This is a genomic window from Thermus sediminis (genome assembly GCF_003426945.1).
Taxonomy (GTDB): domain Bacteria; phylum Deinococcota; class Deinococci; order Deinococcales; family Thermaceae; genus Thermus; species Thermus sediminis.
In genome coordinates this window covers 46621-71914 of record NZ_QURO01000003.1, presented here as the reverse complement: position 1 = coordinate 71914, position 25294 = coordinate 46621, and the positions used below count along the sequence as shown (strand labels likewise).

The following is a 25294-nucleotide window of genomic DNA, read 5'->3' as shown; positions in this document are numbered from 1 at the left end:
ATGAGTTACTTACTAGCCCTAGACCAGGGGACCACCTCCAGCCGGGCCATCCTCTTCACCCCGGAGGGGGAGGTGGTGGGGATGGCCCGGCGAGAGTTTCGGCAGCACTACCCGGCCCCGGGCCTGGTGGAGCACGACCCCGAGGAGATCTGGGAGACCCAGGCATGGGCGGCCCGGGAGGTTTTGCGCCAGGCGGGGGTGGACCCCGGGGCGGTGGTGGCCCTGGGGATCACCAACCAGCGGGAGACCACCCTGGTGTGGGACCGGGCCACGGGGAGGCCCTTCCACCGGGCCATCGTCTGGCAGGACCGGCGCACGGCCCCCTTGTGCGAGGCCCTGAGGGGGAGGGGCTTGGAGCCCCTTTTCCGGGAGCGCACGGGCCTCCTCCTGGACCCCTACTTCTCCGGCACCAAGCTCCTTTGGCTTCTGGAAAACGTCCCCGGGCTGCGGGCGAAGGGGGAGAGGGGGGAGGCCCTCTTCGGCACCGTGGACACCTGGCTCCTCTGGCGGCTCACCGGGGGCAGGGTGCACGCCACCGACCCCACGAACGCCAGCCGCACCCTGCTTTTCAACCTGCACACCCTCTCTTGGGACGGGGAGCTTCTGGACCTCCTGGGGATTCCCCGGGCCATGCTTCCCGAGGTGCGCCCTTCGGACGGGGAGTTTGGGGAAGCCCTTGGGGAGCTCTTTGGGGCCCCCATTCCCATCCGCGGGGTTCTTGGGGACCAGCAGGCGGCCCTCTTTGGCCAGGCGGCCCTCTTGGCGGGGGAGGGGAAGTGCACCTACGGCACGGGGGCCTTTCTCCTCCTGAACACGGGGGAAAAGCCCGTCCCTTCCCAGAGGGGCCTCCTCACCACCGTGGCCTGGCAGCTAGGGGGAAGGGCCACCTACGCCCTGGAGGGGAGCATCTTCGTGGCGGGGGCGGCTGTCCAGTGGCTGAAGGAGGTGGGCCTCCTGGGGGAGGAGGGGGAGGTGGAGGCCCTGGCGGGGGGTGTGGCGGACACGGGCGGCGTCTACCTGGTCCCCGCCTTCACCGGCCTGGGGGCCCCCTACTGGGACCCCTACGCCCGGGGGGCCATCCTGGGCCTGACCCGGGGGACCACCAAGGCCCACCTGGCCCGGGCGGCCCTGGAGGGGGTGGCCTTCCTGGTGGCCGAGGTGGCGGAGGCCATGGCGGGGGAGGCGGGTCTCCCCCTCCGGGAGCTCCGGGTGGACGGGGGCATGGCGGGGAACGACCTCTTCCTCCAGATCCAGGCCGACCTCCTGGGGAGGGGGGTGGCCCGGCCCCGGGTGACGGAGACCACGGCCCTGGGGGCGGCCCTCATGGCGGGGGTAGGGGCTGGGGTGCTGGACCTGGAGGGGGTGCGGGGGGCCTGGGGCCTGGGGGCCCGCTTCCTCCCCCGGATGCCCGAGGAGCGCCGCCAGGCCCTCTGGCGGGGGTGGCGGCGGGCGGTGGAGCGGGCCCTGGGCTTCGCCAGGGAGGGAGCGTGACGGACCGGGAAGCCCTCTTTGAAAGGCTAAGGGAACCCTGGGACCTCCTCGTCCTGGGGGGCGGGGCCACGGGGGCGGGGGTGTTGTGGGAGGCTACCCTGAGGGGCCTGAAGGCCGCCTTGGTGGAGGCGAAGGACTTCGCCTCGGGGACGAGCTCCCGCTCCACCAAGCTCCTCCACGGGGGGGTGCGGTACCTGGAGCTCGCGGTGCGGCGCCTGGACCCTCGCCAGCTCCGGTTGGTGCGGGAGGCCCTGGGGGAGAGGCGGGTGGTCCTGGGGCTCGCCCCCCACCTGGCCCGGCCCCTCACCCTGGTCACCCCCCTCTTCCGGCCCCTGGAGATCCCCTACTACTGGGCGGGCCTCAAGCTCTACGACCTCCTTTCGGGGAGGAGGTGGCTGGCCCCAAGCCGCTACCTCCCCCCGGGGGCGGTGCGGGCCCTCTTCCCCGACCTCCCGCCCACCCTGGGGGGCGTGGCCTACGCGGATGGGCAGTTTGAGGACTTCCGCCTGAACCTGGCCCTTATCCTCTCCGCCCTGGAGCGGGGGGGCGTGGCCCTGAACCACGCCCAGGCCAAGGCCCTCCTCCTGGAGGGGGGGAGGGTGCGGGGGGCGGTGGTGGAGGACCGCCTCACGGGGAGGGAGGTGGAGGTCTGGGCCAAGGCGGTGGTGAACGCCACCGGCCCTTTGGCGGACGGGGTGCGCCGCCTCCTGGACCCCGACCTCCCTCCCCTCCTCACCCCCTCTAGCGGGGCCCACCTGGTCCTGGACTACCCCTTGGAGGCGGGCCTCCTCCTCCCCCGGACCCGAGACGGCCGGGTCCTCTTCCTCTTGCCCTACCGGGGGAGGGCCCTCCTGGGGACCACGGACCTCCCCGCCGGGCCCACCCCCTGCCCCCTCCCCCGGGAGGAGGAGGTGGCCTACCTCCTGGAGGAGGTCCGCCCCTACCTGGGGGACCTCTCGGGCCGGGTGCGGGCGGCCTGGTCGGGCCTGAGGCCCCTGGTGGGGAGGGGGGAGACCCGGTTCCTCGTGCGGGACCACCACATAGAGGCCCGGGGGGGCCTCTACACCCTGGTGGGGGGGAAGTGGACCACCTTCCGCCTCATGGCCCGGGACCTGGTGGAGCGGGTGGCCGGGGACCTGGGCCTCACCCTCCCCCCCTCCTCCTCCCACGCCACCCCCCTCCTGGGGGCGGGCCCCAGGCCTCCTTTGGACCTTCCGGAAGGGGTGGCGGAGCACCTCTACGCCACCTACGGCGTCCTGGCCCCTAAGGTGGCGGCCCTTGGGGATAGGCCCCTCCTTCCCGGGCTGCCCTACCTGGAGGGGGAGGTGGTGTGGGCCGTGGGGCGGGAGCTTGCCAGGAAGCCCCTGGACGTCCTGGCCCGGAGGATGGGCCTGGCCCTCCTGGACCGGGAGCAGGCCCTCCTGGCCTTGCCCCGGGTGGTGGAGCGCATGGCCCCCCTCCTGGGCTGGGACGAAAGGGAGCGGGAAGAGGCGCTAGAGGAGGCCAGGAGGGCCCTCCCTGGGCTTTGCTAGCCCTCTTGGCCCTTTTGCTCTGGATCTCTATGCTCCTGCCTGTAAGCCTCCCATAGGGTAAAGTACCTAGGACGTCAGACGGGAGATAGGGTACTGAGCGGTAGCATGGGAACATGGCAGCCCCAGAGAGCATCCCTTGGTCCCCTCCTTCCGGATGGGTACGCCTCTCCACCTTAGACCTGCACACCGAGGGGGAGCCCCTGCGGATCCTAGCCTCCGGCCTCGGACCGGTTCCTGGCGCCACCATGCTGGAAAAGCGCCGTTACGCCCAGGGGCACCTGGAGGGTTTGCGCCGCCTCCTCATCTTGGAGCCCCGCGGCCATGCGGACATGTACGGGGCTATCGTGACCGAGCCTACTTCGCCCAACGGGGATCTGGGCGTCCTCTTCCTGCACAACGAGGGCTGGAGCACCATGTGTGGCCACGGCATCATAGCCCTGGTCACCGGCCTTTTGGAAACGGGGTTGCGTCCCTCCACCTTTCCGGGCCTGGATCCTCGCCGCCTGCAGGTCAAAGAAGAGATCCGCATCGACACCCCCGCTGGCCAGGTCCTCGCCCGGCCCGAATGGAGCCCCAGCGGCCATGCGGCCCGCGTGGCCTTCCGCAACGTTCCCTCCTTCGCCTACGCCCTGGATGAGGTGGTGGACGTGCCCGGGCTAGGCCGGGTGCGCTACGATCTGGCCTTTGGTGGGGCCTTCTACGCCTACGTGGACGCAACGGAGCTGGGCCTGGACCTCGAGCCCCAGGCCTACCGGTCCCTGATCGAGGCCGGCATGGCCATTAAGCGCGCAGTCATAGCGTCGCGGGAGATCCGTCACCCCCTAGAGCCTGACCTGGGTTTTCTCTACGGGACCATCTTTGGGGGACCCCCTCGCGACCCCGCCCACCAGGCCCGCAACGTGTGCGTCTTCGCCGAGGGAGAGGTGGACCGTTCCCCCACGGGCACGGGGGTGAGCGGCCGGGCCGCCCTGGAGTGGGCGCGGGGACGGCTGAGGCAGGGCCAGCCCTTCACCGTGGAGAGCCTCCTGGGCACCACCTTCACCGTCACCCTCGTGGAGGAGGTGGACTTCCAGGGCCTCCCCGCGGTGGTACCCGAGGTCTCCGGCCGGGCCTGGATCACGGGCCGCCACGAGTTCCTGCTGGACCCCGAAGACCCCTTGTCCGAGGGCTTTCTGTTGCGGTAGGGGCTCCGCCCCTAGGGCTCCCCGCACCGGTTGAACCGGGGGATGGCCGCGAAGCCCTCCGGGCTCCCACCCGGCACCTCGGCCCCGGCCAAGGAGAGGAGGTAGTAGCCCCCAGCCTCTCCCGCCTCCACCACCAGGTAGTGGACTCCCTCCCCCAGGCGCTCCCGGGCCCCAGGCCCTTTGCGGGCCACCAGGCCGTGGCCCCGGTAGTCCCGCCAGCCCCCTTCGTAGACCCGGGCCCCGTACCCCTCCGGAAGGGGAAAGGGGGGCACCTCCCCCCGGAGGCCAGGCCCCAGGAGCCAGAGCCGGGGCCGGAAGGCCTCCGGACAGGCCCCCCCCACGAAGAGGGCCGCGTCCAAGGCGAAGCCCTTGGGGACCTCCAGACGGAAGAAGTGCCGCTCCCCGGGGGCCAGCCTTCCGATGACCACCTGGGCCACCGTGGGCCGGGCGATGGGGTAGGCCCCCTCCAGGCTGGGGGAGCCGGGGTTCCAAAAGGGCTGGTGGGCCAGGGCAGGCAGGCCCAGGCCGAGGAGGAGGACGAGGGTGCGCATGGCCTCAGGCTAGCTTCTGTCCGCTGGACCCACTGTGGCCCTAGACCCCGAGGGCGTGGCCGAGGTCAAAGAGGAGGAGGAACCCCCCCTGGACCAGGATGGCCGCCCCGAACCCCCGGAGGCGGGCCTCCCGTCGGGAGAGGAGGAAGAGGCCCAGGGCCAGGTACCCCAGGTCCAGGCCGGCGTTGAGGAGGAGGAGGCGCCTCAGGGCCTCCCGCTCCGCCCCACCCCCCAACCAGGCGGCGAAGGCGATGGCCCCGTCCACCAGGCCCCAGGCCCCGGTCATGAACCAGAAGGCCCGGAAGAAGGGAGCCCGGGCCCACCAAAGGCCGAAGACCCCCGCCCCCAGGGAGAGGAGGGCCCAGAGCATGAGGCCCTGGGCGATGGGGGTGGTGTCCGCCACTAGCGCACCTCCAGCCGCTCCACCCAGACGATCTCGCAGGCCCCGGCCCCGGAGTCGTGGCGCACGGTGGAGGTGCGCCAGTAGAAGCCCTGGGGGCCTTGGACGTTGACCAGGAGGCCTGAAAGCCGCACCAGGTGCCCCCGGCGCACCCTCTGTAGCCTCCTCTCTATGAGCGCATCCTTAGGGATCAGGTGCATGTTGGCGCTGCTCCGCACGATCTCCTCGGGGGGGATGGGGGGCTCCCCGGACCAGGCGTAGAAGTAGAAGCGGTGGTCCTGCCAGAGGCGCATCCGCTCCAGGACCCGGGTGTCCGACATCCGCCCCCAGCCCAGGGCCAGGTCCACGGGGGCTAGGTCGGCCGCCCGGTCGGTGCGGTAGACCCTTTTCCCCAGGACCCGAGCCTCCAGGTGGAAGCGGGCCACGGGCTCCAGGCGGTAGGGGGGCTTCTTCAGGGGGACCCTTTCCCCTCGGGGGATCTCCTCCTGCACGGGAGGCAAGGGGGCCAGGACCCCAGGGGGGCGGGGGATGGGGCGGCTCCCTAGGCCAAAGAGGTACCCGAGGCCCCCGAGGAGGGCAAGAAGGACCAGGAGCCTCACAGGGGTAGGCTACAACAGGGCTGGGGTACTTGGGTTAAGCCCGGCTAAAGCCGGGGGCCTCCGGGAGGCTTAGGCTGGGACTGGAGGTGGTGGTCGTGAAGGCAAACCTCCTCGGTCTATTGGCCCTAGGCCTGGCCCTGAGCAGCTGCACGTTGGTGAGCTATACGCCGATGGAACTCCCCCTCTCCACCCGCTACCGCCTGGTGGTCCTGGACGCGGTGGAACTCCAGCGGGCCCAGGAGGGGGACGTGGAGGTGGTGGAGTTCCGCTTCCTAGACTCCCCCTACGCCCCCAAGGACCTCTACGAGCTGGGGGAGAGCCTGAAAGCCCAGCTCCGGGCCCGGGGCTTCGCCGAGCGGTGCCAGACCTTCAATCCCCTGCCCCTCTTCGGGGGGCCTCAGTACACCTTGCGCATGGCCCGGGGGAAGGAGGGGGTGGGGATCTTCCTCCGGCCCCTGGCCCGGCCCTCCAGCTACCGGGCCGAGGTGTCCCTCGCAGACCCCAACCCGCCCCTAAGCTGCCCGCCCCGTTGACAGGGAGAAGAAGGAGAGGGACCACTCCCTGGTGCCAAGTGGCCCCTTAACCTGGTGGCCTATCCCCAGCGGCAGAGCCCCTTCCGCCTGGGCCGCATCGCCCTGGCCCAGGGGGAAGCGGTACTGGCGGAGCCGGCCAGCTTGATACAGGGGTTGGGAGGGGGAAACTGATGCCTTCGTGTGCTACCTCATAGCTCCACCCCGGCCATCCTGAGCAAGACCCGGCTCCGAAGATGGTCAGCCGAAGGCTATCTTGTAGCCCCAGAGACCGCACCATCACACCCAAACGAGTCAAGTAGCGATTTTTGTGGGTTTCTCTTCCGCGGCCCAAAGCGGGGCCATGTCCAGGTAACGCCTGAGCGCCCAGTCCTCCGTGGCTCTCAGCATCACCACCGTGGCCAGATTCCCTAGGCTCCCCTCGCTGGGGAAAACCCCAACCGCCCTGGTCCGCCGCTTCACCTCCCGGAAAAGCCGCTCCAGCGCATTCGTGCCCTTGATGTGCTTCTGGTGGCCGCTGGGAAAGTCCAGGTGGATCAGAGCTTCCCCCAAACCCTGGGCAAACACCTCCACCCCTCGCCTGTACCGGTCCCGGTAGCGTTCAACAAACTCTCGGGCCAGAGATTCCGCCGTGCCCCGCCGCCGCGCCACAAACACCTCCTGGAGCTCCGCACCGCTGCCAGCTGGCCCCAGGAAGCTCGGCCCTCGCCGCCTGGCGGATGGAAGGGGGGTCGTCGGAAATGACCAGCCTCACCCCACGAAGCCCCCGCTCCACCAGACCCTTCCGGAGGTTCCTCCAGGCCTCCTTCCGCTCCCCGCCCGCCGGTTCCACCGCCAGCAGCAAAAGGTACGGGCTGCGCCCGTGACCTCGGTAGCCTTTCTCGTTCACCCCCACCGCCACCAGCAGGGCCAGGTCCACCACCCGCCCGCCCCGGTTCGCCTTGAAGTAGGCCGCGTCCAGGCAGAGGTAGGGGTAAGCCAGCCCCAAGGGCCGGCCCCGCCAGGCAGAGGGCGCCTCCTCCAGGCGCTGGGCTACCCTGGAGACCGCGTCCTTACCAATCCGCACTCGGGACAGACCTTCGGTGATGGCCGCCACCTTGCGGGTGGAGACCCCTTGCAGGTCCATCTCCAGGACGGCCTCTTCCACCTCCCCGGTCATCCGCTTGTAGCGCTCCAACACCTCGGTCAGGAAAGTCCCCTCCCGGTCCCGGGGTACCCGGAGCTGCGCGATCTTGCCCGCCGGCGTGATGAGGTCCCGGGTGTAGTGGCCGTTCCGCTTCCCGCGGCGGCTCGGGGTGCGCTCACGGTGACCCGCAGCCAGGTGCTCGGTCATCTCTTCTTCCAACACCTGCTCGATGATGGCCTTGACCCCTTCCCGGATGCGCCGGCTGACCTCCTCCTTGGTCAACCTCTTGAACCCCTCTTGGTTCATTCAGCCCTCCATGCTTAACCCACAAAATAAGCGACACTACCCCACGCACCGCGGCCACTCCGCCTGTGGGTAGACCCTCCGAATGGCTTCGGGAAGCCCGGGTAACCCGTCGGTGACGAAGAGTAGCACCCGCCTCTCCCCACCAGGGGGGATCCCCAAAGCCACGTAGACGGTTTCCCGTACGATCCCCTCTCCGTCCCTAAGGACCTTGAGGGAAAGCCCGTCCAGGTAGACGAAGGCCATCTCCTCGGGCAAAAGCCGCCTGCGGAAAGCTTCCACCGCTCCCAAGACCTCGTCCGTCAAGGCGCTCAAGGTCTCGTGGGAGTAGCGGTGGCCCAAGAGCAGGCGCATCCCCTCGGCTGCTTTACGCTGGCTGACCCCGGCGGTATAAAGGGCCACGGCCACTGGAACGTAGCCTTCGGCTGACCTCCCACGTCCACGGGGCGGCGGGCGTAGGGTTTGAGGAAGGCGGGGTGGTACCGGCCTTCCCGATCCCTGGGGACCCGCAGGTCCACCTGGCCGAAGGCGGTCTCCAGCCTCCTGGGGTAGTAGCCGTTCCTGCGCCCCCCGTGGGCCTGGAGGAACGCCGTCCGGTCCAACTCCAGGACTGTTTGTAGGACTTCGGCTACCGTTTCCCGCACCGCTTCCCTCAGCAAGCTCCGCAAGGTATCCCGGTCCATGGGGCACCTCCTCCTTCCAAGGTGTGCCCCCCTATTAAACACGGACCCTTACACAGAATTCCTTACACGACCACGGTTTCCTCCGTTTCCGGGGGAGGAAACTCTCAAGGTTTCCAAGGGTTTCCAAGGAAACAATCCCCTCGTTTACCGTAAACGGTGTTTCCATAAGTAAACGGTCCCCCGTTTACCGGAAACGATGTTTCCAAGGGGTTTCCGGGGGGGCCTCTTGATTCCCTGGTCGGGCCTCCCTTTCCCCCTCTCCCCACCCTCGAGCACCCACTCCTCAGGGGTCCGGGAGAGGGGGAAAGGGGGATGCATTAAACTCCCGCCCGGGACTTCACGTGTCCCCAAGGGGGAGGAAGGGACCTGAAAGGGGTTATCTCGGAATCTCTTTCGCGCTTTTTATCTCGTTTTCTCTTCTAGTCGCGCTTTCTGGTATCTCCCCTGGACGGGGGGGTGGAACCCCCCACCCCGACATCTACTGTCGGGAGGGGCCGCCCTCATATGGGGTTTATGCGGCGTGACCCCCCCAAGTTCTCCGGCATCTCTATGCATCTACCCAGGGTTGTCGGTATCTCCATGCATCTGTCACCCCGGTCCGGGCTCCTCGGGCGAGGGGGCAGGACCTGGCATGCCCCCGTCCGTACCCGTTCCTAAGCGTCCCTAAACGTCCCACCCCGTCCGGACCCGCCGGCTGCCCGCACGGACCCGCGACAACCCGCGTGGAGACGCACAGACCCGAGGGCAGGCCCCTAGGGCAGGGTAGCCACCTGGGGGTCGCCCTGAAGCCGGCCCCCCGGATCAGCCCCCTCCAGGCGCTGGTCCTGAGGCCCTGCCCAGGGCGCGCGCCCACCAAACGCCCCGTACTCCTGACAAAGCGCGACAAGGCGCGACAACCTGCACGCTAGGTTGGCCAGGGGGCTGCCCCTACCGCCAGGACCCGGGGCCCCTTGGGGCGGGATGCTCGCGAAAGTCCTCTTTCGCGCACGATGCTTCTGGTCCCAGGCCAAGAGGCTGAAGGCTCCCCAAGAATCCACCTCCCGAACCTCCGTTCTTCCGTTCCAATCTGGGCTACCATGAAGTGGTACGAAGAACCGTCCGCTTTCGGGCGAGAGCAGTAACACCGCCCATGGGAACCGTATGAAGCCGCGAGAGTCAACCCAGACCCCTTTCCCCATGACCCCAGCCCAACTCCTCCAGGGGCTTCAGGCGCTCTTCGACATGCAGGTCTTCCGCCGCTTCCGGAAGAGGGGCCCCTACCTGGTCCAGGGGGTTTTCGATAACCACCACTAAAAGCTCTACGGGGGCTTTTACTACGGGGACCTGAAAGGGGAGAACGCTTCCATCCGTCTCAGGGTCCCCCAGACGATCCTCCTGACCAAGGGAAGGGCTTACGTCCTTTCCGTGAGCCCGGAACTCAACTTCAGAGGGCAACCTCCCTTCGTCTTTCGGGTGGAGGCCCTTCACAAAGAAGAGGAAGCCCCTCCCCCTTCCGAGGTCCAGCTTCCCCGGAGGAACCGGGATAGGGTGGACGTGCGAGGCCTCCTCCTGGGCCTCCTCCGCAAGGGGGAAACCCCTGCTTTGGCCCTGATCCTCGGGGAGACGGGCATCGTGGACCGGGACGTGGAGGCCGCCTTGGGAAGCGCCCGGGACCGCTACCGGATGGACCCCAAGCGCGTGAGCCTCACGGATCCCGGGGCCGTGGCGGAGGCCCTAAGGAAGGCCGCAGAGGGCCCCTACGACCTGGTGGCCCTGGTCCGGGGAGGAGGGGAGGGGCTCGAGGTCCTGGACCACCCCGAGGTGTGGGAGGCGGTGGCCTCCTGCCCCACGCCCGTGGTGGTGGCCCTGGGCCACGCGGCGGACACCCTCTGGGTGGAGGGCCTGGCGGATGTTGCCTTTCCCACGCCCACGGCCCTGGGGCACTTCCTCAAGGAGGCCGTGGAGACGGTGGAGAGGGAGAAGGCAGCCGCCAAGCTTTCCGAACTCCTGTAGAAGGCCCAGGAGGAAAGGGACCGGCTCAAGGAAAGGCTTGTGCAACTGGAGCAGGAGCTCGCTCTCCATCACCAAGACCACCGCTACCAACTGGAGAAGGTCCAGGCGGAGGTTAAGGCGGTTCAAGCGGAAAGGGATCGGCTCAAGGAGCTGCTTGCGCGACTGGAGCGCGAACCTGCCTCCCTTCAGCAAGAGATGGCCCGCTTGAGGCAGAGTCTCGCCCTGTGGCGGTGGGTGGCCCTTCTTTCGGCGGCGGCGGCGATGTTGCTCCTGCTCTTTAGGTAACGGGGCACTGGGAACCCGGTCCTTTCCCAACCCCCAGGGCGGCGGTATCTCCTCGAGGCGGGCCTCACCGAGGAAGACCTCCCCGCGGTGGTGCGGCGGGTGGAGGTGGGAAAGGCGAAGGAGGAGGGTGTTGTTTAGCGGAACCTATCCTCCGTGTACGTCCTGAAGGGTCGCGTGATTCCGCGGTGACCCGAAGAGGTGGCGGTTCATTTGGGGTAGGGGCCCCAAAGCGGAAGGCGCTCAGTCCCGCTGGAAAAGGGGCAACCGCCGGATGCGGATGCGGTCGTCCTCAAAGACCGCCACGCACCCCCGCTCCAGGTCCTCCGCGATCTGGGAGAGGTTCTCCAGGAGCAGGGCGGCCTGGAACTCGGGCCTCCGCCCCGCGGAGAGCCGGAATAGGACCACGGAAGGATGGGAGGCGGCGCGCTGGGCCAGTAGGGTTCCGAAGTCGGTGTCGGCAGAGACCAGGATCCGGCCCTCCTCCGCCGCCCGCTCGAAGATCTCCAGGTCAAGGGCGGCCTGAAGCCCGTACTCCCGCACGTGAACGGCGTCGTGCCCGGCCTGCCGGAGCGCCTCCGCCACCCTGGGAGACAGGGGGTTGTCCACCAGGAACCTCAAGGCTCACCCTACCGGGCGGACTCCGGCCTGACCGGGGGGAGCTCCCGCTCCTGGACCGCCAGGGCCGCGTAGCGGAGGGCCTCCCGAATGTCCTCGGCCTCGAGGTCCGGATAGGCTTCCAGGATCTCTGCCATATCCATCCCCTCGGCCACCATGCCCACCACCGTGGCCACGGGGATCCTGAGGCGGCGGATACAAGGCACGCCGTCCATCTGTTCGGGGTTGACGGTGATCCGAGTGAAGCGAGGCATCTTCCCCATTTTAGTCCCCAAAGAAACGGTAGACACGCATAGGCGGTTCACTTGGGGTAGGGGCCCCAAAGCGGTTCATTTGGGCCAGGGGCTCTGGAAACTCTCGAAGAAAGGGCCAAAAAGGTCCAGGACCTCCTCTGAACCTATCCTCTGTTTCGCGGCGAGTTACCAAGCGGGGGCTTCGCCCCCCAGTTGTTCTAGCCTCGCCGCACCCCATCCCTGGGGGCGGGAAGGCCCCATCTAGGATGGGAACGATGCAGTTCCATCTGAAGGAGGGAGGATGCACGATCCGCTCTTTATGGGAAACCTCTTCGGCCTCCAGGTCTTCCGGGCGGAGCTCCTGGGGCCTGCCTCCTTCTCCTTGGAGGAGCTGGAGGGGGCTAGGCGCTTAAGGGTCCTCACCCACTCGGCTTCGGCGAGGCTGCTTGCCCGCCTGAGCCGGGAGGTGGAGGAGCTGGAGGTGGTCTTCGGCTACGAGACGGCCCTTCCCCTCGAGGGGGCCTTCCAGCGGCTTCTCGAGGTGCAGTTCTTGGTGCAGGAGGAGGTCGCCCGGAGCCTCCGGGTGGTGTGGGAGGGGGAGGAGGAGAGGCTTGCGGAGAAGGCCCGGCTGGGGAAGCTGAGATTTCTCCTCTCCCGGAGGCCCTCCCACGCCAAGCTCTTCCTGGTGGAGGAGGCGGACGGGACGCGCTGGGCCCTCCTGGGGAGCCCCAACCTCTCGGAGCGGGCCCTGGAGACGGGCGAGTTCTCCCAGCTGGAGTTCGCCCTCCGCTTCGAGGGGGAGGAGGCCTTCCGAACCCTCGAGGCCCTCTACGAGGCGGTGCGGGGGGAGAGCGACCCCTTGCGCCCGGAGCTCCTCCTCCGGGAGGCAAAGCCCCACGAGCTTCCCCTCCTGGAGGGGGCGGCAGGGCGGGAGGTGGTCCTGGCGGTGAGGGAGGTGGAGGTTCCCGCGGTGATGCGGGTGGAGTGCCTGCCCGCTCCCAAGCGCAGGGCGGCCCAGGCCATCGCCCAGGCGGCGGAGGCCAAGAGGAAGGGCGAGGCCAAGGTCTTCACCCTGGGGAGGAAGGGCCTCGAGGTGGCACGGCGCCTTCCCCTCTCCCAGGAGGAGGAGGCGCCCCTCCTGGACCTCACCGAGGAGGGGGTTCTCCTCCAAGGGGAGCTCCGCCCCTTCCTCTCCCTGGAGGCGCCGGGGGTGCGGGAGGACGCCGAGGCCATCCTGGCCTTCCTCTCCGGCTACGAGCGCCACTTCCTGGAGCGGGACGACGCCCTTAGGCAGACGGAGGCCTTCTTCCGGCTTCTGGCCTGGCTTTACGCCTCCCCCTACATGGCGAGTCTTCTTCACCGGGCCCACCTGGAAGGTCTCCCGCCCCACGCCTACCCCCTGTGGGCGGTGGTCTACGGCAAGAGCAACACCGGCAAGACCAGCTTTCTCCGCTTCGCCCTCAAGAGCATGGCCGGGCTGGAGGTGGGGATGCAGCCCGGGAAGGACTTCACCAAGGAGAGGGTGGAGGCCCTCAGGGCCCTCTCCCGCTTCCCCGTGGTCTACGACGATGTGAGCCTCCTCCAGGTGCGGAACCCAGGGGAGAGCCTCATCAAGGGGGACTACGAGTTCCTCGGTCCCCCCAAGGCGCCCGTGGTCCTTTCGCTGAACGCCTCCCAGAGCTACAGGCTCCCGGACGAGGTGCGCAAGCGGGCCCTTCTGGTCTACACGGACGCCGTGCTGCCCCAGGACCGGGCCAAGCGGGTGCACGCCGAGGCCCAGCGCCTCCTCCTCACGGTGGGGGACCGCTTCTTCCGGGCCCTGGCCCCTAGGGTCCGGGAGGCCCTGGGGGAGAGGGAGGACTGGCTGGAGGCCGCCACCTCGGTTCTGGCGGAGGCCTTCCGGGAGCTCCTGGGCCGGGTGCCCCCCTGGGTGAGGACCTACACCGCCGAGGAGGAGAGCGCCCGCTACCTGGAGGAGGTGCGGGAGCTGGTGCGGAAGGTCCTCTCCAAGCACCCCTATCGCCTCGAGGGGGGTGAGGTCTGGGTGAAGACCCCCGGGGAGGAGACCGCCAAGGCCTACGCCAAAGAGCTCCCCGGGTGGTGCGCCGAGGAGAGCCGTGGGGAGTACCTGGTCCTCCGGGCTGAGCCCCTTAGGCGCATGGGGCTTCTTGGGCTTTCCCTGTGGCCCTTTAGGAAGAGGGGATGAGGGGCCGGACTCCCCTTACAGGCCGTTCTAAGGGGGTTTTCGGGAGGGGCCTAGGCGGCCTGGAGAACCTCCAGGGGAATCTCGCATACCTTTCCACCCCCTGGAGGGGACCTCCTCCCCGCCTCCCTTTGCTTGGCCGCTCTTTTGTGCGTGGAACAAGCTTTCCTACACGGAGGTCCCGGCCAAGGCGAGGCGGGAGAGGCCCCTCCCTGGACCGCCCGGCGAGATGGCAACTCCAATGGGCCCCGCCTTACCGCCAGTTACCGCCTGCAACAGAGAGGTTTTCCCATCCGAAGGGATTCCCATGGAGAACCCCCACCCCCTCCATGGGCTTTGGACCCCCTCAGGGGAGGCTGGCCAAGGTAGGGAGGAGCCTCCCTTCCCAAGCCCCGGTTACCTAATGCGAGCCCTTCCAGGTTCTGCTAAAATCGCTGTCAAGAGGAGGTGGACTATGAACGGCGCGTTTAGGCTTCTGGCCCTCTCCTTGGGGCTGGCCCTTCTCCTCTCCGCGTGTGGAGGGCAGACGGGCGGGAGTGGCGGTGGTGGCGGTGGAGATGGCGGCGGCGGTGGTGGCAGCGGTGGAGGTGGCGGCTCTACCCCCAGCTTCACCATCAGCCTCAACCCCACGAGCCTCACCGTGCAGCAGGGAGGCAGCGGCACCACCCAGCTCACCCTTACCCCGCAGGGGGGGTTCACGGGGACGGTGGACCTGAGCCTGGTGGGGGCTCCCCCGGGGGTGACCCTCCCCCCCACCACGGTGAACGTGTCGGACCCCAACACCCCTGTGACCCAGACCCTCACCGTCAATGTGGCCAGCGGTGTGGCCACGGGGACCTACAACCTGCAGGTCCAGGCGGTCTCGGGGAGCCTGACCAGGACGGCGAGCCTGAGCCTTACGGTGACGGCCCCACCCCCGGCCCCCGACTTCACTCTGAGCCTCAACCCCACGAGCCTCACCGTGCAGCAGGGAGGCAGCGGCACCACCCAGCTCACCCTTACCCCGCAGGGGGGGTTCACGGGGACGGTGGACCTGAGCCTGGTGGGGGCTCCCCCGGGGGTGACCCTCCCCCCCACCACGGTGAACGTGTCGGACCCCAACACCCCTGTGACCCAGACCCTCACCGTCAATGTGGCCAGCGGTGTGGCCACGGGGACCTACAACCTGCAGGTCCAGGCGGTCTCGGGGAGCCTGACCAGGACGGCGAGCCTGAGCCTTACGGTGACGGCCGCGGGCGGTACCACTTGGACGGAGCGGGACTCGGGCACGCAACGATGGCTTTGGGGCGTCACCTACGGGAATGGCCTCTTTGTGGCGGTGGGGGATGGGGGCACCATCCTCACCTCCCCGGACGGGGTGAACTGGACGGAGCGGGACTCGGGCACGCAACGATGGCTTTGGGGCGTCACCTACGGGAATGGCCTCTTTGTGGCGGTGGGGGGTTTGGGCATCATCCTCACCTCCCCGGACGGGGTGAACTGGACGGAGCGGCGCTCGGGGACGGACAAGGAGCTTCAGGGCGTCACCTACGGGAATGGCCTCTTTGTGGCGGTGGGGAGTTTGGGCATCATCCTCACCTCCCCGGACGGGGAGAACTGGACGCGGACGGCCTCGGGGATGGCCCTATCGCTTTGGGGCGTCACCTACGGGTCCGGTCGCTTTGTGGCGGTGGGGGGGGTGTTGCGAAGTGGCGTCATCCTTACCTCCCCGGACGGGGAGAACTGGACGCGGCGGGATTCGGGGACGAACGAGACCCTCTATGGTGTCACCCACGGGTCTGATCTCTTTGTGGCGGCGGGGGTGTCGCAGCAAGGTGGCGTCATCCTCACCTCCCCGGACGGGGAGAACTGGACGCGGCGGGACTCGGGGACGAGGGCGAACCTTAGGGGCGTTACCTACGGGAATGGCCTCTTTGTGGCGGTGGGGCCTGGGGGCACCATCCTCACCTCCCCGGACGGGGTGAACTGGACGCAGCGGGACTCGGGGAGGAATGAGGACCTCAATGGCGTCACCTACGGGAATGGCCGCTTTGTGGCGGTAGGGGCTTTGGGCACCATCCTCACTTCCCCCTGAGGGGAGGGGTTCTGGGGCCTAGAGTTGCTGTGAAGGCGGCCCATTGGTCTCTGGCCTCCCAAGAGCGCTCCCACCCTCACGGACCACTCCCCGCTAGACACCCGGGGTGCGGGAGGTCTTCACGGGCTAGGCGGCCTTGACCACTTCAGACTAGGGGAGCTTCCCTGCATACCTTTCCACCTCCTGAAGGCGGTCTCCTCCCCGCCTCCCCTTACGGGGTTTATGTGGGAATCCTCGGAGATCCCCGGCAACTCTATGCACCCGGACTCCTCAGGGAGGCCCTTTTGTGCGCGGAGGTAGGCTTTCGCGCGGGAAGCCTGGGGCCCGCGCCTAAAAGCCCCCTTTTGCGCATGACGCTCTTGCCCATTCATCATGGCGAGGGAGAGCCAGATGGTGCAGCGCGCAGAGGGCATGTCCCGCATGTGTCCCACATGTGTCCCGCTCCCCCACCCTACCCCCTCGCTCTACCTTCCGTGGCCTATTTGGGGTCCCCTTCCCCTTAAGCGGAGGCCGGAGGAGCCCGGGTGGTGGCCCCCCCAAGCTCCCGCAGTTCGGGGGAAGGGGGCTCACCTTGGCCCCCAGGGTTCGGGGGGCCCTTGGTCCCGGCGAAGACCTTCCGGGAGATCCTGGGCGGGGTATCCCCTCGAGGGGGAACCAAGTTCACGCTGTCCCTCCTCGAGGACCTCGGAGCCCCTCGAGCCTCTCCTGCTCCTTCTCTACTCCCAGAGCTCTTCCTCCATCCCCAGGGCCCTCACGAGTTCCGCCAGGGCCTCGAGTTCCCTTCTTACCCACTCCACCCCCTGTCCCAAGGCCCTTTCCGGGGAAAGCAGGGGGTCCGTGGGGAAGGCTTCCCTGAGGAGGGCGAGATGGGCTTCCTCCCCCTCCACCCGAAGCCAGAAGGGCCCGAGCTCCCGGAGGCGCCCTAGGGCCCGGCCAAGGGGGTCTTGGGGGCCGATGGGGCCGGTGTAGCCCCAAGCGCGGAAGTGCCGCCGGAGTTCCCCCCCAAGCTCCACCCTCCTTCCAAGCTCCGCCGTGGCCACCCGCCAAGCGGCCAGGAGGTAGAGGAAGAAGAAGGGAAAGGTCAGGAGAAGAAGGGGGAATGCCCTCGGGCCATCACGGGGAGGCCCGAGAGGTGCCGGTCAAGGAGGACCAGGGCGATGGCGAGAAGCCCCAAGAAGCCCAGGACAAAGGGCCACCTCTCCCTTGGGTAGGTGGGGAAGCCCCGGGGCTTGGGTAGGTGGGGAAGCCCCGGGGGGCCACGTGGAGGTCGGGGAGGGATCGGGGGAGGGCCAGCACATAAAGGACCCCGGAAAAGCCGTAGCCCACCCTCCCAAACCGCCTTGCCCCCCAGACTCCCACCTCGAGGCGCCGGAAAGGGACGCCCAGGACTTCCCCTCGGAGCTCCCCTCCCCATTCGGGTTCGCCCTTGAGAAGGGGTGGGCCAAGCCCTTCCCTCTCGGCCTCGGGGAGGGACTCCAGTCCTAGCCGCCTTGCCACCTCCTCCCTCACGGTCTCGCCCGCGAGGCTCCTGTAGGCCCCTATGCTGAAGAGGGCAAAGAGGAGGGGGAGGACCCCTGAGAGGGGGTGCACCTTTAGAATGCCGGCGAGGGCAATGAGGGAAAGCCCCCCAACCAGGAGGAGGGTGCTCAGGCGTCTGGACCTCAGGGCTTGGAGCCCGGACGGGCGCATGCCTATAGGCTAAGTTCTCCTTCGGTCCTGGCGGAGGCCACCCGGAAGATCCTGTACCCAGAGCAGGAGGGTCCTCTCCAAGCGCCCTTATCTCGAGGGGAGTGGGGTCCTGGTGGGGCCCATTTCAGGGGCGACCGGGCTCACGCCGGCCCTCCTCCAGGGCCTCGAGGGCCCCCGGGTCCACCTGGGCCTTTCCCGCCCGCTCCAGCACCTTCAGGCCCGGGGCGGCCTTCAACCTCTCCCCTTCCGAGGCGAAGCACCTGAGGGCCTCGAGGGGGAGGCGCTTGCTGGCGTCCAGGATCTCAATCCCCAGGAGCCTGCCCTCGCCGTCCCGGTCCAGGGCGATCCCCTCGGCCACCTCCTCCACGGTGGCCGCTCCCTCTCCGAAGGCGATGTAAAGGGCGTCCGCTTCCCGGTCGTAGGTGATCCTCATGCCCTCTTTGGCATTGTACCCGCGCCCTTCCAGGCCTTGCAGGAGCGGCTCGGGGGCCTCTGAAGAGGGGGTGGGGCTCGAGGGCCCCACCATGGGGTGGGTGGGGGGTGCCGGGGCCCCTGTCTTACCCAGGTTCCCGATCTTCCTGGGCAAGACGGGGGCGGGCGGTCCTCGCGGGGAGGCTGAAGGCCCTCGAGGGCCTGGCCCCTTGGGGGGCGTGCATCTTACCCAGGTTCCCCGGAAGCATCTTCTAGGGAGGTCGGTGACCCTCCTTACCTGTCTTACCCAGGTTCCCAGCCTTCCTGGGTAAGACAGGAGCGAAGCCTCCACCCCACCTCCCCCTAGACTAGGAGGGCCCCCTCGGGGCCCCAAGGAGGAGCGCATGGCAAAGGGCTTCTTGCAGAAACTGGAGGACCCCCTTCCCTTCCGTAGCCTACAGGGCTCACTAAAAGCCCTTGAGGAAGGCGCTTTTGCAGATTCTGCAACTCTCTCCCAGATTCTGCAAAAGTGCGATGGAGAAAGCCTTTGTGAGTTTCAGATTCTGCAAGAGTGCGATGAGAAAGGAACTTACGAGAACGCCTTGAGAGGGGCACTTTCTCAGATTCTGCAAAAGCGCGATGACGAAGCCTCTTGGAGGGTCAATCCATGGAGCGCATGAAGCTTTGGGAGCTGGCAGACCTAAGCCTAAGGGAGCGGGAGTACCGGGCCCTCCTCTACCTCTCCAAGGGGGAGGCCAGCCTGGGGGAGGTGATGGAGGCCTTGGGCTTCAGCATGGCGGGGGCCTACCGGGCCCTCTCCCCCCTGGTGCAGCGGGGCCTGGTGGAGAAGGCGAACGGGCTGTACCGCTTGGCTATCGCCCTGGAGTTCCCCTAGGCCCCTCCCGCGCCGGCCCCTCTTCCCAGAACCCTCAGGGGAGGCGGAGAAGCCCAAGCGGAAGCGGGCGGAGAAGCCCAAGGCCCAAAGCCCCGTGGCCTCCCTCGCCGAGGCCCACCCCCACCTAAAGGGCCTCCTCTACTTCGCCGGCAAAAGCCTCCCCAAGCTGGCCCAGCCCCTGGCCGCCAAGGCCCCCGGGGTCCTGGTCCAGGCCGCCCTAGCGGCCAAGAAGCACGGCCGGGACCAGGAGGGGGCGGTCCTGGCCTCCTGGCTTCCCGAGGTGCGCTCCTGGGTGGAGGCCTAGGGAGGGGAGGCCGTGGAGGAGGCCCTGGCCGAAGCGGTCAAAAAGGCGGACAAGCCCTTCCCCTACGCCTGCAAGCTCCTCCTCCGTAGGCCCGAGGAGCCCCTCGAGTTCTGGAAGAAGATTGCTTTCAGGATAACAGGGCCGCCACCTACAATGGTGGCGTGGACGGCAGGACCCACGAGCGCCTCACCCTCTTCCACCTGGCCTGGACGGCCCCGATCCTCTCGGTCTTCTTTCCTGAGGGGGCGCCCCAGGTCTCCCTCCTCTACCTGGCGGGAGGGGTGGTGGGCACCCTGTACCTCTCTCCGGACCTAGACCTCCCCGATTCCCGGCCCTCGAGGCGGTGGGGCCCCCTGTCCCTCCTCTGGGAGCCCTACCGGGCCCTCCACCTCCACCGAGGGGCGTCCCACTCCTGGGTTTACGGTCCCCTCTCCCGCCTTCTCTACCTCTTCCTCCCCCCCTTCTTCCTCCTCATAACCCTGGGGATAGACCCCAAGCTCCTCCTCGCTCCGGTCCTCAAGTGGGAGGTGGCCCTCCCCCTCCTCTTGGGATACCTCTTCTCCTAGTGGGCCCATCTGGTCCAAGACAAGGAGGAGTTCCGCCTGGTCTAAGCCGCCTCTTCCAGGGCTTTATCTGGGGGAAGGGATCCCAAAGCGGACGTCCTTAACCTCGCCACGGTTCATTTGGGGGAGGGGCCCCAAAGAGGACCATAGCGAGGGGCATGGGCCTTTTGCGGAGGATCCTGCAGTAGGACAGGAGGGGCTCCAGCGCGAGGGGTGGGGATTTCGGTTTCCCCCCGTCTTACCCAGAAACCTCCTCACCCAGGAGGGCCCTGGCGGCCGCCAGGGCCACCTCCAGGTCCCTATCCCTCGGGGGGCCCAGGAAGAGGCTCTGGAGGGGGTAGCCCAAGGGGGCCAGGGCCGGGAAGGCGGTGGTCGCCTCGTAGGCTAGGAGGAAGGAGAGGGGAAGGGCGAGCCAAAGGGGAAGGAGGAACCCCAGGGGAAGGAAGAAGAGGAAGGAGAGCCCCAGGAGGTTAAAGCTACACCGGGAGTGGAGGCGGGGCATCCCCCTCGCCCCCTCGAGGGTCAGGGGTAGCCCCCGCTCCACCAGGTGGACCACCTGGTGCTCGGCGGCGTGCTTCCGCAGGACGTCCCCGCCCATGAGGCTGAGGAGGAGGCGGAGGGCGAGGAGGAGGGCCAGAAAAGGGAGGAGGAGGGCCAGCGTCTTACCCAGAAAGGGATGGACCACGGCCTCCCCGGCCTTCCGGCTCAGGAGGACCAGGCCCAGGACCAAGGCCAGGTTGAGGAGGATGAGGAGGAGGGCGAGAACCCCCTCGAGGAGGTTCATGGGCCTCTCCCCCTCACCCCCCTTGGCCGCCCTCTCCATGGCCCGCAGGTAGGCCCGAAGGTGGAGCCCCAGGGCGTAAGCCAGGGAGGTGAAGGCCCGGAGGAACCGGGGCGTCCGGGGAAAGGGGGCCGGAAAGACCTCCACCTCCACACCCCCTGGCCCCTCCAGGGCCAGGGCGCACCGCCTGCCATCCGCAAGGTAAACGCCTCCAGGAAGGGACTCGCCGCCAAGGAAACGCACGGGCCTATCATAGGCGCATGCGCCTCTTACCCAGAAGCGAAGCGGAGCTCCGCCTTCAGGCCCTCGAGGCGGAGCTTGCCCGGGTGGAGGAGGAGATCCGCCGGCTCTACCCCGGGGTCAGGGTCAAGTGGGTGCGGTGCGGGAAAGCGAACTGCTGGTGCGCCAGGACCAAGGGGACGGAGCGCAAGCCCCACGGGCCCTACTTCTACCGCTACCGGTGGCTTCCCTCAGACCTCCCTGAGGGGGGCCGGCAGGAGGAGAGGTACCTGGGCAAGGGGCTCCCCGACGAGGCCAAGGCTGGGGGCTGGAGGGAGCTGAGGCGCCTCGGCAAGAGGCTCGCCCTCCTGCGCCAGGAGAGGGAGCGACTCCTGAAGCTTTTCAATAGCATGGAGGAAGGTGAGCGGGATGCTGGTCCAACCCAGGTCTAAGGTGGTGCCCATCTCCATCAGGTTCTTCAAGGACGCCCTGGTGGTGGAAGTGCGGCACAAGGAGCCCGTCTACCTATCCGACGCATTCCGGGTGGGGGGGCGGACGTGCCGGGAGGTGCGCACGGGGGAGAAGATCCTCTACGAGCTCATCGCCGAGGGGGAGTACGAGGAGCGCCTGCTTAGCGCAGACGCCAGGAGCAAGCGCACCCCAAACGGAGGGGCCACCCTGTACCGGTGGCGTTTTCCGGTGAGGAGCCATGGACCCGGTCATAACCAGCCTGATGTGGTTCGGGATAGCCTTCTTAGCGAGGGTGGGGTCGGGAGCCTGATTAAGGGGCCCCTCCAGGGAGCCTTGGCAGGGCTGGGGCTGGTCCTCGTGGCCTACGCCCTCATCAACCCGAACGGGGCCCAGCTCATGGCCAAGGAGGCCGCGCGCTGGGCAGCAGGGGAAGCCCTGGCCAGCCTGAGATACCCCAGGGACTGGGGCGACCTCCTTTTCACGCCGGGGTGGGAGAGCGTGCTGCGGGGCGTGGTAGGGGACTTGGTGGGCTCCATCCAAAACGACCCTAGGCCCTCGAGGCCAGACAAGCCCCTAGGCTGAAGGGGGCAAGCACCCCGGTGGAAGAAGGCCATCTTTCACCTCCTTCCCCCTCCCTACTCCAGGGCCACCACCACCTCGTCCTCCCGCCGGAGGACCTCTACCCTTCTCACCTTGCCCCCCGCCCTCAGGTAGGCCTCCGCCAGGGCGTCGGCCACCAGCTCCTCCACCGCCCGTTGCAGGTCCCTTGCCCCGAAGCGGACGTCCACCCGCCGAAGGATGAGGGGCACCACCCCTTCGTCCACCCGAACCTCCCGCACCCCGGCCCGCCGAGCCCACCCCTCCACGTAGTCCCGCACCACCTTGGCGGCGAGCCTCTCCAGGGCCTGGCCCGAGAAGGGCTTGAAGGCGGCGATCACGTCCAGGCGGTTCACCCACTCCGGCCTCAGCCCCTTCTGCACCAGGCGCTCCCGGAGGTTTTCCCCAAGGCTCCCCCCGTAGAAGGCCTCCTCCGCCATGAGGTTGGAGGTAAAGAGGAGGATAGCCTCCGGGGCGTAGGCCACCAAGCTCTTGGAGAGCTCCTGGAACCGCCCCTCGTCCAGGAGCTGGATGAGGGGGTCGTAGACCCTGGGGTGGGCCTTCTCCATCTCGTCAAAAAGGAAGACCCCTCGAGGGTGCGCCACCAGGTCCCGGTAGAGCTTGCCGGGCTCCTCGGAGCCTATGTAGCCCGGGGGGCTCCCCACCAGGGCGGCCATGGTGTGGTCCTGGCCGTACTGGTTCATGTCGTAGCGCACCAGAGGACGCCCCATGGCCTCGGCCAGGGCCTTGGCAAACTCCGTCTTCCCCGTGCCCGTGGGCCCCAGAAGAAGGGCGCTGAAGGGCTTGCCGGGCCGCCCCAAGCCCGCGGCCCTCCGCTTGAGGCCGCGGAAGACCGCCTCCAGGGCCTCGTCCTGGCCCAGCACTTGGCCCTTGACCCGGGCTTCCACCCGCTCCAGGGGCGGGTCCTTGGGCTCCTCCACCGCCCGGCTCACCTCCACCCGCCCTTCTCCCCTGCCCCTGCCTAGGGCCCGCCTCCCCCGGAAGAGCCTGGCCTCGAGGGCCTCCACCGCATCCGGCCAGTACCCCAGGGCGGGGAAGAGGAGGGCGAGGAGGTAGAGGTATCCCGGCCCCACGTAACCCGTCTTGGCGTATGCGAGGATGGCGAGGCCCAGGGCCGTCACGAGGACGACGAGGCTCAGCCCCCTGGCCACCCCCGCCGCGCCCGCAGGCCAGGAAGGATAGGTGTAGGGGTAGAGGAGGGCCCCCCCGAAGTAGAGGAGCACGAGCACCTTCAAGGGGTCCAAGCCCTCCTTGGCGAGGAGGTAGGCCACCCCAAGGGAGAGGAGGAGGTTGACCGCTGTGATGGTTGCCAACATACTTCTAGCCTAATGGGCAGGGCCCGCCAGGGCCCCGCCCTCCTCTCCCCTAGAAGGGGGACTCCGCTTTCCTTGCGCCCACCAGAACCTGCTTGGCGATGATGGAGGAGGTGTAGCGCGTCTCCTCGCCCTTCTCCCACTTCTCCTGGTCGCTAAAGCTGACGTTGTTTCCCATAGCAATCCCCCTGGGTTGACTTTCCTATATCGCCCGGGCGTTCCCATAGGCAACTCCTGCCGATCGGGATCTCGTCTTAGGTGCCAATCAACCTGAGCGCCCTTTTCCTAAAGGGCGGAGGGGCGGAACAACACCTGGTGGAACAACCTTCCCTGCCCTCGTCCCCAGGGCGAGGCCGACGGAGGAGCGGAGGCCTGCGACCAGCGCCGGGGGTAGGCTCGCAAGATAGCCCCTACCTTGGCTATGGGTCCGGGCGCTCCACCTCGTAGGTGAGGCTCACATAGGGGCGGTGGAGACGATGGCGGAAAGGATGCGGGCCCTTTTGGTCTAAAGAAGGCTCTTCAGCTTGTCCGTTGTCTCTTTGCTCCTCACCCTCCGATGGAGCTGGACGTGGCGGGGGAAGACCCGGATGGAGCCCGTGAGGCGAGCTCCGTTGTCGGAGATGAGCTTCTTCCGCTATAGCCTCCTCTAGGGATCCACCTGCGCTTGTTCAGAAGAGGAAGTCTGCCATAAAGCCGCTCATAGGCTGCCAACAAGCAGTATACCCCCCTCTGGGACACCCCGAGGAGCCTTGCCAGTGCACTCGTGTCAATGCCCGTCAAACCAGAAAGATACCACATTGACGCGCACCTGTCATATAAAAACGACTTTTCCCGTCCAAGACCCACTTTGAATGTAGCATTGACGCATCTTGACGCGCAAATTCTAGATTGACAAGTAGCGTCACAGGAGGAATACCCTCTAGGACAAGAAGAAACCTTTTTACTATGACGCGTCAGTGTGTAAATAGAAACCCGGAATGTTCATCTTTTCCCCCTTTGCCGTCTTCGCGTCAATGCCAGCCCCATTCTCCCCCTCCTTCTCCCCCCTTACCTCCCTGGGGTATTTGCCGCTTTGCCCCGCAAGATAGCCCCCTTGGGGCTAACCAAGACCCCCCTTCATGCACCAGGACCCCGCACTCACCCGCGAGGCTCGCCTCCACATGAGAACCTCCTAAGGCTGACCGGGAAGCTTCCCTCGAGGGCTCCCACCCCAGGTGGACCGCCCGTTCCGCCTCCCTAACCTGGGTAAGATGTTCCACCGGCTGTTCCACCCCTCGTTCCACCCCTTCGCCGGGTGTTCCACCGCTTTGGGCCCACACCCCAAATGAACCGCTGTTCCGTTCCCCCTTCCGGGTGTTCCGCCGGGCGTCCCACTCCTGTTCCGCTCCTCGTTTCGGTGTTCCGCTTCCCCTTCTGAGTGTTCCGCCCCCTGTTCCACCTGTTCCATCCCCGGTTCCGCCCCTTGCTCCACCCCTTGTTCCGGGTGTTCCGGGTCCCGTCCCACCCGTTCCGCTCTCCTGTTCCGCTCCTTCTGCCGAGGCTTCCACTCTTGTTCCGCTCCCCGTTCCGCCTGTTCCGCTGTCCCACCCGGCGTTCCACCTCCCGTTCCGTCCCCCGTTCCGCTCCCGTTCTCTTCCCCCATCCAAGTGTTCCGCCCCTTGTTCGGGGTCCCGTTTCGCCCTGCCTTCCGCCGAGGTGCTTGCTCCCCTCCCCCATTCTGCCCGCCACAGCCTCCCCCACCCTCCCACCCCGGAGCCCAGGAGTCTGCCGCAAGGTAGCCCCTCTGGGGCTGACCGAGGCCCTGGGGGCCGACCGCTTACTATTCCGCCCTTATGCCCTCCGTTCCGCTTCCCGTTTCGGGCGCTCCCCCCGGTGCTCCGCTCCGTCGTGGGAAGGGGTGAACGAGGTCATCCAAACGGCCCCCCCACCCCGGCCCGGCCACGGGGAGGGTTTGGGCGAGGTTTCCGAGGCGAGCACAAGCGGGGGCCTAGACCAGAAGGGCGGGGCAAGCCCCTGGTTTTCCTAGATACAAGCCCCTACCAAGGTCCCTGCTTTGTATCTAGGGCACCGCCCTTCTTCAACATCACCACACTTCTTCACTTTTGCCCTCTCCCCACCCCTTGCCTCCGATCCCCAACGGATGGGACAAGGCTGGGCAGGGGCATGGGGAAGGGGAAAACTCCATGGGGAGGGGGGAGGGGAAAGTCTTAGCTACGGGGCGGTGGACGG

General features: G+C 67.8%; 27 protein-coding genes and 2 pseudogenes. 15 read left to right on the top strand and 14 right to left on the bottom strand.

Features of this window, described 5'->3' with window-relative positions:
• The 3 genes from glpK to ATI37_RS00650 all read left to right on the top strand — a co-directional run bounded on the left by glpK (position 1) and on the right by ATI37_RS00650 (position 4207).
• On the top strand, positions 1 to 1491 hold the full coding sequence (gene glpK, locus ATI37_RS00660; protein WP_117236656.1) for a glycerol kinase GlpK: 1491 nt from the start codon (positions 1 to 3) through the stop codon (positions 1489 to 1491).
• Positions 1488 to 3023: a glycerol-3-phosphate dehydrogenase/oxidase gene (locus tag ATI37_RS00655; protein ID WP_117236655.1), complete on the top strand. Its 1536-nt coding sequence runs from the start codon at positions 1488 to 1490 to the stop codon at positions 3021 to 3023. Before glpK ends, ATI37_RS00655 begins: the two co-directional genes overlap by 4 nt.
• Before the next feature lie 113 nt (positions 3024 to 3136).
• Positions 3137 to 4207, top strand: a complete 1071-nt coding sequence (locus ATI37_RS00650) for a proline racemase family protein (protein ID WP_117236654.1) — start codon at positions 3137 to 3139, stop codon at positions 4205 to 4207.
• An 11-nt stretch (positions 4208 to 4218) separates the two neighbouring features.
• On the opposite strand, the gene ATI37_RS00645 is transcribed toward ATI37_RS00650, so the two are convergent.
• From ATI37_RS00645 to ATI37_RS00635, 3 genes are read right to left on the bottom strand one after another with little or no spacing between them, the layout of a single operon-like run.
• Positions 4219 to 4758, bottom strand: coding sequence for a hypothetical protein (locus tag ATI37_RS00645; RefSeq protein ID WP_117236653.1), 540 nt, complete (start codon positions 4756 to 4758; stop codon positions 4219 to 4221).
• Positions 4759 to 4798: 40 nt separating this feature from the next.
• Positions 4799 to 5161 carry a DUF6992 family protein gene (locus tag ATI37_RS11870; RefSeq protein WP_232822401.1) on the bottom strand — a complete coding sequence of 121 codons (363 nt, stop codon included), beginning with the start codon at positions 5159 to 5161 and terminating at the stop codon, positions 4799 to 4801.
• A complete protein-coding gene (locus ATI37_RS00635; RefSeq protein ID WP_117236652.1) occupies positions 5161 to 5757 on the bottom strand; it encodes a hypothetical protein in 597 nt (198 codons plus the stop codon). The genes ATI37_RS11870 and ATI37_RS00635 overlap by 1 nt, the downstream gene beginning before the upstream one ends.
• A gap of 89 nt (positions 5758 to 5846) precedes the next feature.
• Here ATI37_RS00635 and ATI37_RS00630 point away from each other — a divergent pair, with 89 nt between their 5' ends.
• Entirely contained in the window at positions 5847 to 6290 is a 444-nt protein-coding gene (locus ATI37_RS00630; RefSeq protein WP_198665476.1) for a hypothetical protein, read from the top strand.
• Between the two features lie 24 nt (positions 6291 to 6314).
• A pseudogene (locus tag ATI37_RS00625) lies at positions 6315 to 6461 on the top strand (IS4-like element ISTth2 family transposase); the annotation flags it as partial.
• 120 nt (positions 6462 to 6581) lie between these two features.
• On the opposite strand, the gene ATI37_RS12355 reads toward ATI37_RS00625, so the two are convergent.
• From ATI37_RS12355 to ATI37_RS00610, 3 genes and pseudogenes are all read right to left on the bottom strand, one after another.
• On the bottom strand, positions 6582 to 6938 hold the full coding sequence (locus tag ATI37_RS12355; protein ID WP_157969068.1) for a transposase: 357 nt from the start codon (positions 6936 to 6938) through the stop codon (positions 6582 to 6584).
• A complete protein-coding gene (locus ATI37_RS00615; protein WP_117236650.1) occupies positions 6889 to 7719 on the bottom strand; it encodes an IS256 family transposase in 831 nt (276 codons plus the stop codon). Before ATI37_RS00615 ends, ATI37_RS12355 begins: the two co-directional genes overlap by 50 nt.
• Before the next feature lie 42 nt (positions 7720 to 7761).
• Positions 7762 to 8441, bottom strand: a pseudogene (locus tag ATI37_RS00610) (transposase); the annotation flags it as partial.
• A gap of 1362 nt (positions 8442 to 9803) precedes the next feature.
• Here ATI37_RS00610 and ATI37_RS00605 point away from each other — a divergent pair.
• Both ATI37_RS00605 and ATI37_RS00600 read left to right on the top strand, forming a co-directional pair.
• Positions 9804 to 10391 carry an exodeoxyribonuclease VII large subunit gene (locus tag ATI37_RS00605; protein WP_117236649.1) on the top strand — a complete coding sequence of 196 codons (588 nt, stop codon included), beginning with the start codon at positions 9804 to 9806 and terminating at the stop codon, positions 10389 to 10391.
• 39 nt (positions 10392 to 10430) lie between these two features.
• Positions 10431 to 10676: a hypothetical protein gene (locus ATI37_RS00600; RefSeq protein ID WP_117236648.1), complete on the top strand. Its 246-nt coding sequence runs from the start codon at positions 10431 to 10433 to the stop codon at positions 10674 to 10676.
• Positions 10677 to 10916: 240 nt separating this feature from the next.
• On the opposite strand, the gene ATI37_RS00595 is transcribed toward ATI37_RS00600, so the two are convergent.
• Both ATI37_RS00595 and ATI37_RS00590 read right to left on the bottom strand, forming a co-directional pair.
• Positions 10917 to 11282 carry a DUF5615 family PIN-like protein gene (locus tag ATI37_RS00595; protein ID WP_198665475.1) on the bottom strand — a complete coding sequence of 122 codons (366 nt, stop codon included), beginning with the start codon at positions 11280 to 11282 and terminating at the stop codon, positions 10917 to 10919.
• A gap of 20 nt (positions 11283 to 11302) precedes the next feature.
• On the bottom strand, positions 11303 to 11545 hold the full coding sequence (locus tag ATI37_RS00590) for a DUF433 domain-containing protein (protein ID WP_117236670.1): 243 nt from the start codon (positions 11543 to 11545) through the stop codon (positions 11303 to 11305).
• Positions 11546 to 11825: 280 nt separating this feature from the next.
• On the opposite strand from ATI37_RS00590, the gene ATI37_RS11865 reads away from it, so the two are divergent.
• Positions 11826 to 13730: a phospholipase D-like domain-containing protein gene (locus ATI37_RS11865; RefSeq protein WP_232822400.1), complete on the top strand. Its 1905-nt coding sequence runs from the start codon at positions 11826 to 11828 to the stop codon at positions 13728 to 13730.
• Between the two features lie 451 nt (positions 13731 to 14181).
• Entirely contained in the window at positions 14182 to 15801 is a 1620-nt protein-coding gene (locus ATI37_RS11635; protein WP_198665474.1) for a hypothetical protein, read from the top strand.
• A 716-nt stretch (positions 15802 to 16517) separates the two neighbouring features.
• On the opposite strand, the gene ATI37_RS11860 is transcribed toward ATI37_RS11635, so the two are convergent.
• The 3 genes from ATI37_RS11860 to ATI37_RS00565 form a co-directional block, all read right to left on the bottom strand.
• Complete coding sequence (locus tag ATI37_RS11860; RefSeq protein WP_232822399.1) at positions 16518 to 16814, bottom strand: hypothetical protein; 297 nt, start codon at positions 16812 to 16814, stop codon at positions 16518 to 16520.
• 100 nt (positions 16815 to 16914) lie between these two features.
• Complete coding sequence (locus tag ATI37_RS11855; RefSeq protein WP_232822398.1) at positions 16915 to 17490, bottom strand: hypothetical protein; 576 nt, start codon at positions 17488 to 17490, stop codon at positions 16915 to 16917.
• 124 nt (positions 17491 to 17614) lie between these two features.
• Positions 17615 to 17923 (bottom strand): DUF2283 domain-containing protein, encoded by a 309-nt coding sequence (locus ATI37_RS00565; RefSeq protein WP_117236669.1) that lies wholly within the window; start codon positions 17921 to 17923, stop codon positions 17615 to 17617.
• Between the two features lie 382 nt (positions 17924 to 18305).
• On the opposite strand from ATI37_RS00565, the gene ATI37_RS11545 reads away from it, so the two are divergent.
• The 4 genes from ATI37_RS11545 to ATI37_RS00550 all read left to right on the top strand — a co-directional run bounded on the left by ATI37_RS11545 (position 18306) and on the right by ATI37_RS00550 (position 19666).
• The gene (locus ATI37_RS11545; RefSeq protein ID WP_157969067.1) at positions 18306 to 18581 is read left to right on the top strand and encodes a hypothetical protein; all 276 of its coding nucleotides are present in this window, start codon (positions 18306 to 18308) and stop codon (positions 18579 to 18581) included.
• Complete coding sequence (locus ATI37_RS00560; protein ID WP_117236646.1) at positions 18569 to 18796, top strand: helix-turn-helix domain-containing protein; 228 nt, start codon at positions 18569 to 18571, stop codon at positions 18794 to 18796. The genes ATI37_RS11545 and ATI37_RS00560 overlap by 13 nt, the downstream gene beginning before the upstream one ends.
• Before the next feature lie 94 nt (positions 18797 to 18890).
• Positions 18891 to 19100, top strand: a complete 210-nt coding sequence (locus tag ATI37_RS00555) for a hypothetical protein (RefSeq protein WP_117236645.1) — start codon at positions 18891 to 18893, stop codon at positions 19098 to 19100.
• 161 nt (positions 19101 to 19261) lie between these two features.
• Complete coding sequence (locus ATI37_RS00550) at positions 19262 to 19666, top strand: DUF2227 family putative metal-binding protein (RefSeq protein ID WP_157969066.1); 405 nt, start codon at positions 19262 to 19264, stop codon at positions 19664 to 19666.
• Between the two features lie 235 nt (positions 19667 to 19901).
• On the opposite strand, the gene ATI37_RS00545 is transcribed toward ATI37_RS00550, so the two are convergent.
• On the bottom strand, positions 19902 to 20687 hold the full coding sequence (locus ATI37_RS00545) for a DUF1385 domain-containing protein (protein WP_117236643.1): 786 nt from the start codon (positions 20685 to 20687) through the stop codon (positions 19902 to 19904).
• Positions 20688 to 20704: 17 nt separating this feature from the next.
• On the opposite strand from ATI37_RS00545, the gene ATI37_RS00540 reads away from it, so the two are divergent.
• A complete protein-coding gene (locus tag ATI37_RS00540; RefSeq protein ID WP_117236642.1) occupies positions 20705 to 21115 on the top strand; it encodes a DUF6788 family protein in 411 nt (136 codons plus the stop codon).
• Entirely contained in the window at positions 21084 to 21716 is a 633-nt protein-coding gene (locus ATI37_RS00535) for a hypothetical protein (protein ID WP_198665473.1), read from the top strand. The genes ATI37_RS00540 and ATI37_RS00535 overlap by 32 nt, the downstream gene beginning before the upstream one ends.
• 53 nt (positions 21717 to 21769) lie before the next feature.
• Here ATI37_RS00535 and ATI37_RS00530 read toward each other — a convergent pair whose 3' ends face one another.
• Together ATI37_RS00530 and ATI37_RS12350 are read right to left on the bottom strand one after the other, a co-directional pair.
• The gene (locus ATI37_RS00530) at positions 21770 to 23068 is read right to left on the bottom strand and encodes an AAA family ATPase (protein WP_117236640.1); all 1299 of its coding nucleotides are present in this window, start codon (positions 23066 to 23068) and stop codon (positions 21770 to 21772) included.
• Between the two features lie 49 nt (positions 23069 to 23117).
• The gene (locus ATI37_RS12350; RefSeq protein ID WP_269801859.1) at positions 23118 to 23243 is read right to left on the bottom strand and encodes a hypothetical protein; all 126 of its coding nucleotides are present in this window, start codon (positions 23241 to 23243) and stop codon (positions 23118 to 23120) included.
• Positions 23244 to 25294: the final 2051 nt, after the last annotated feature.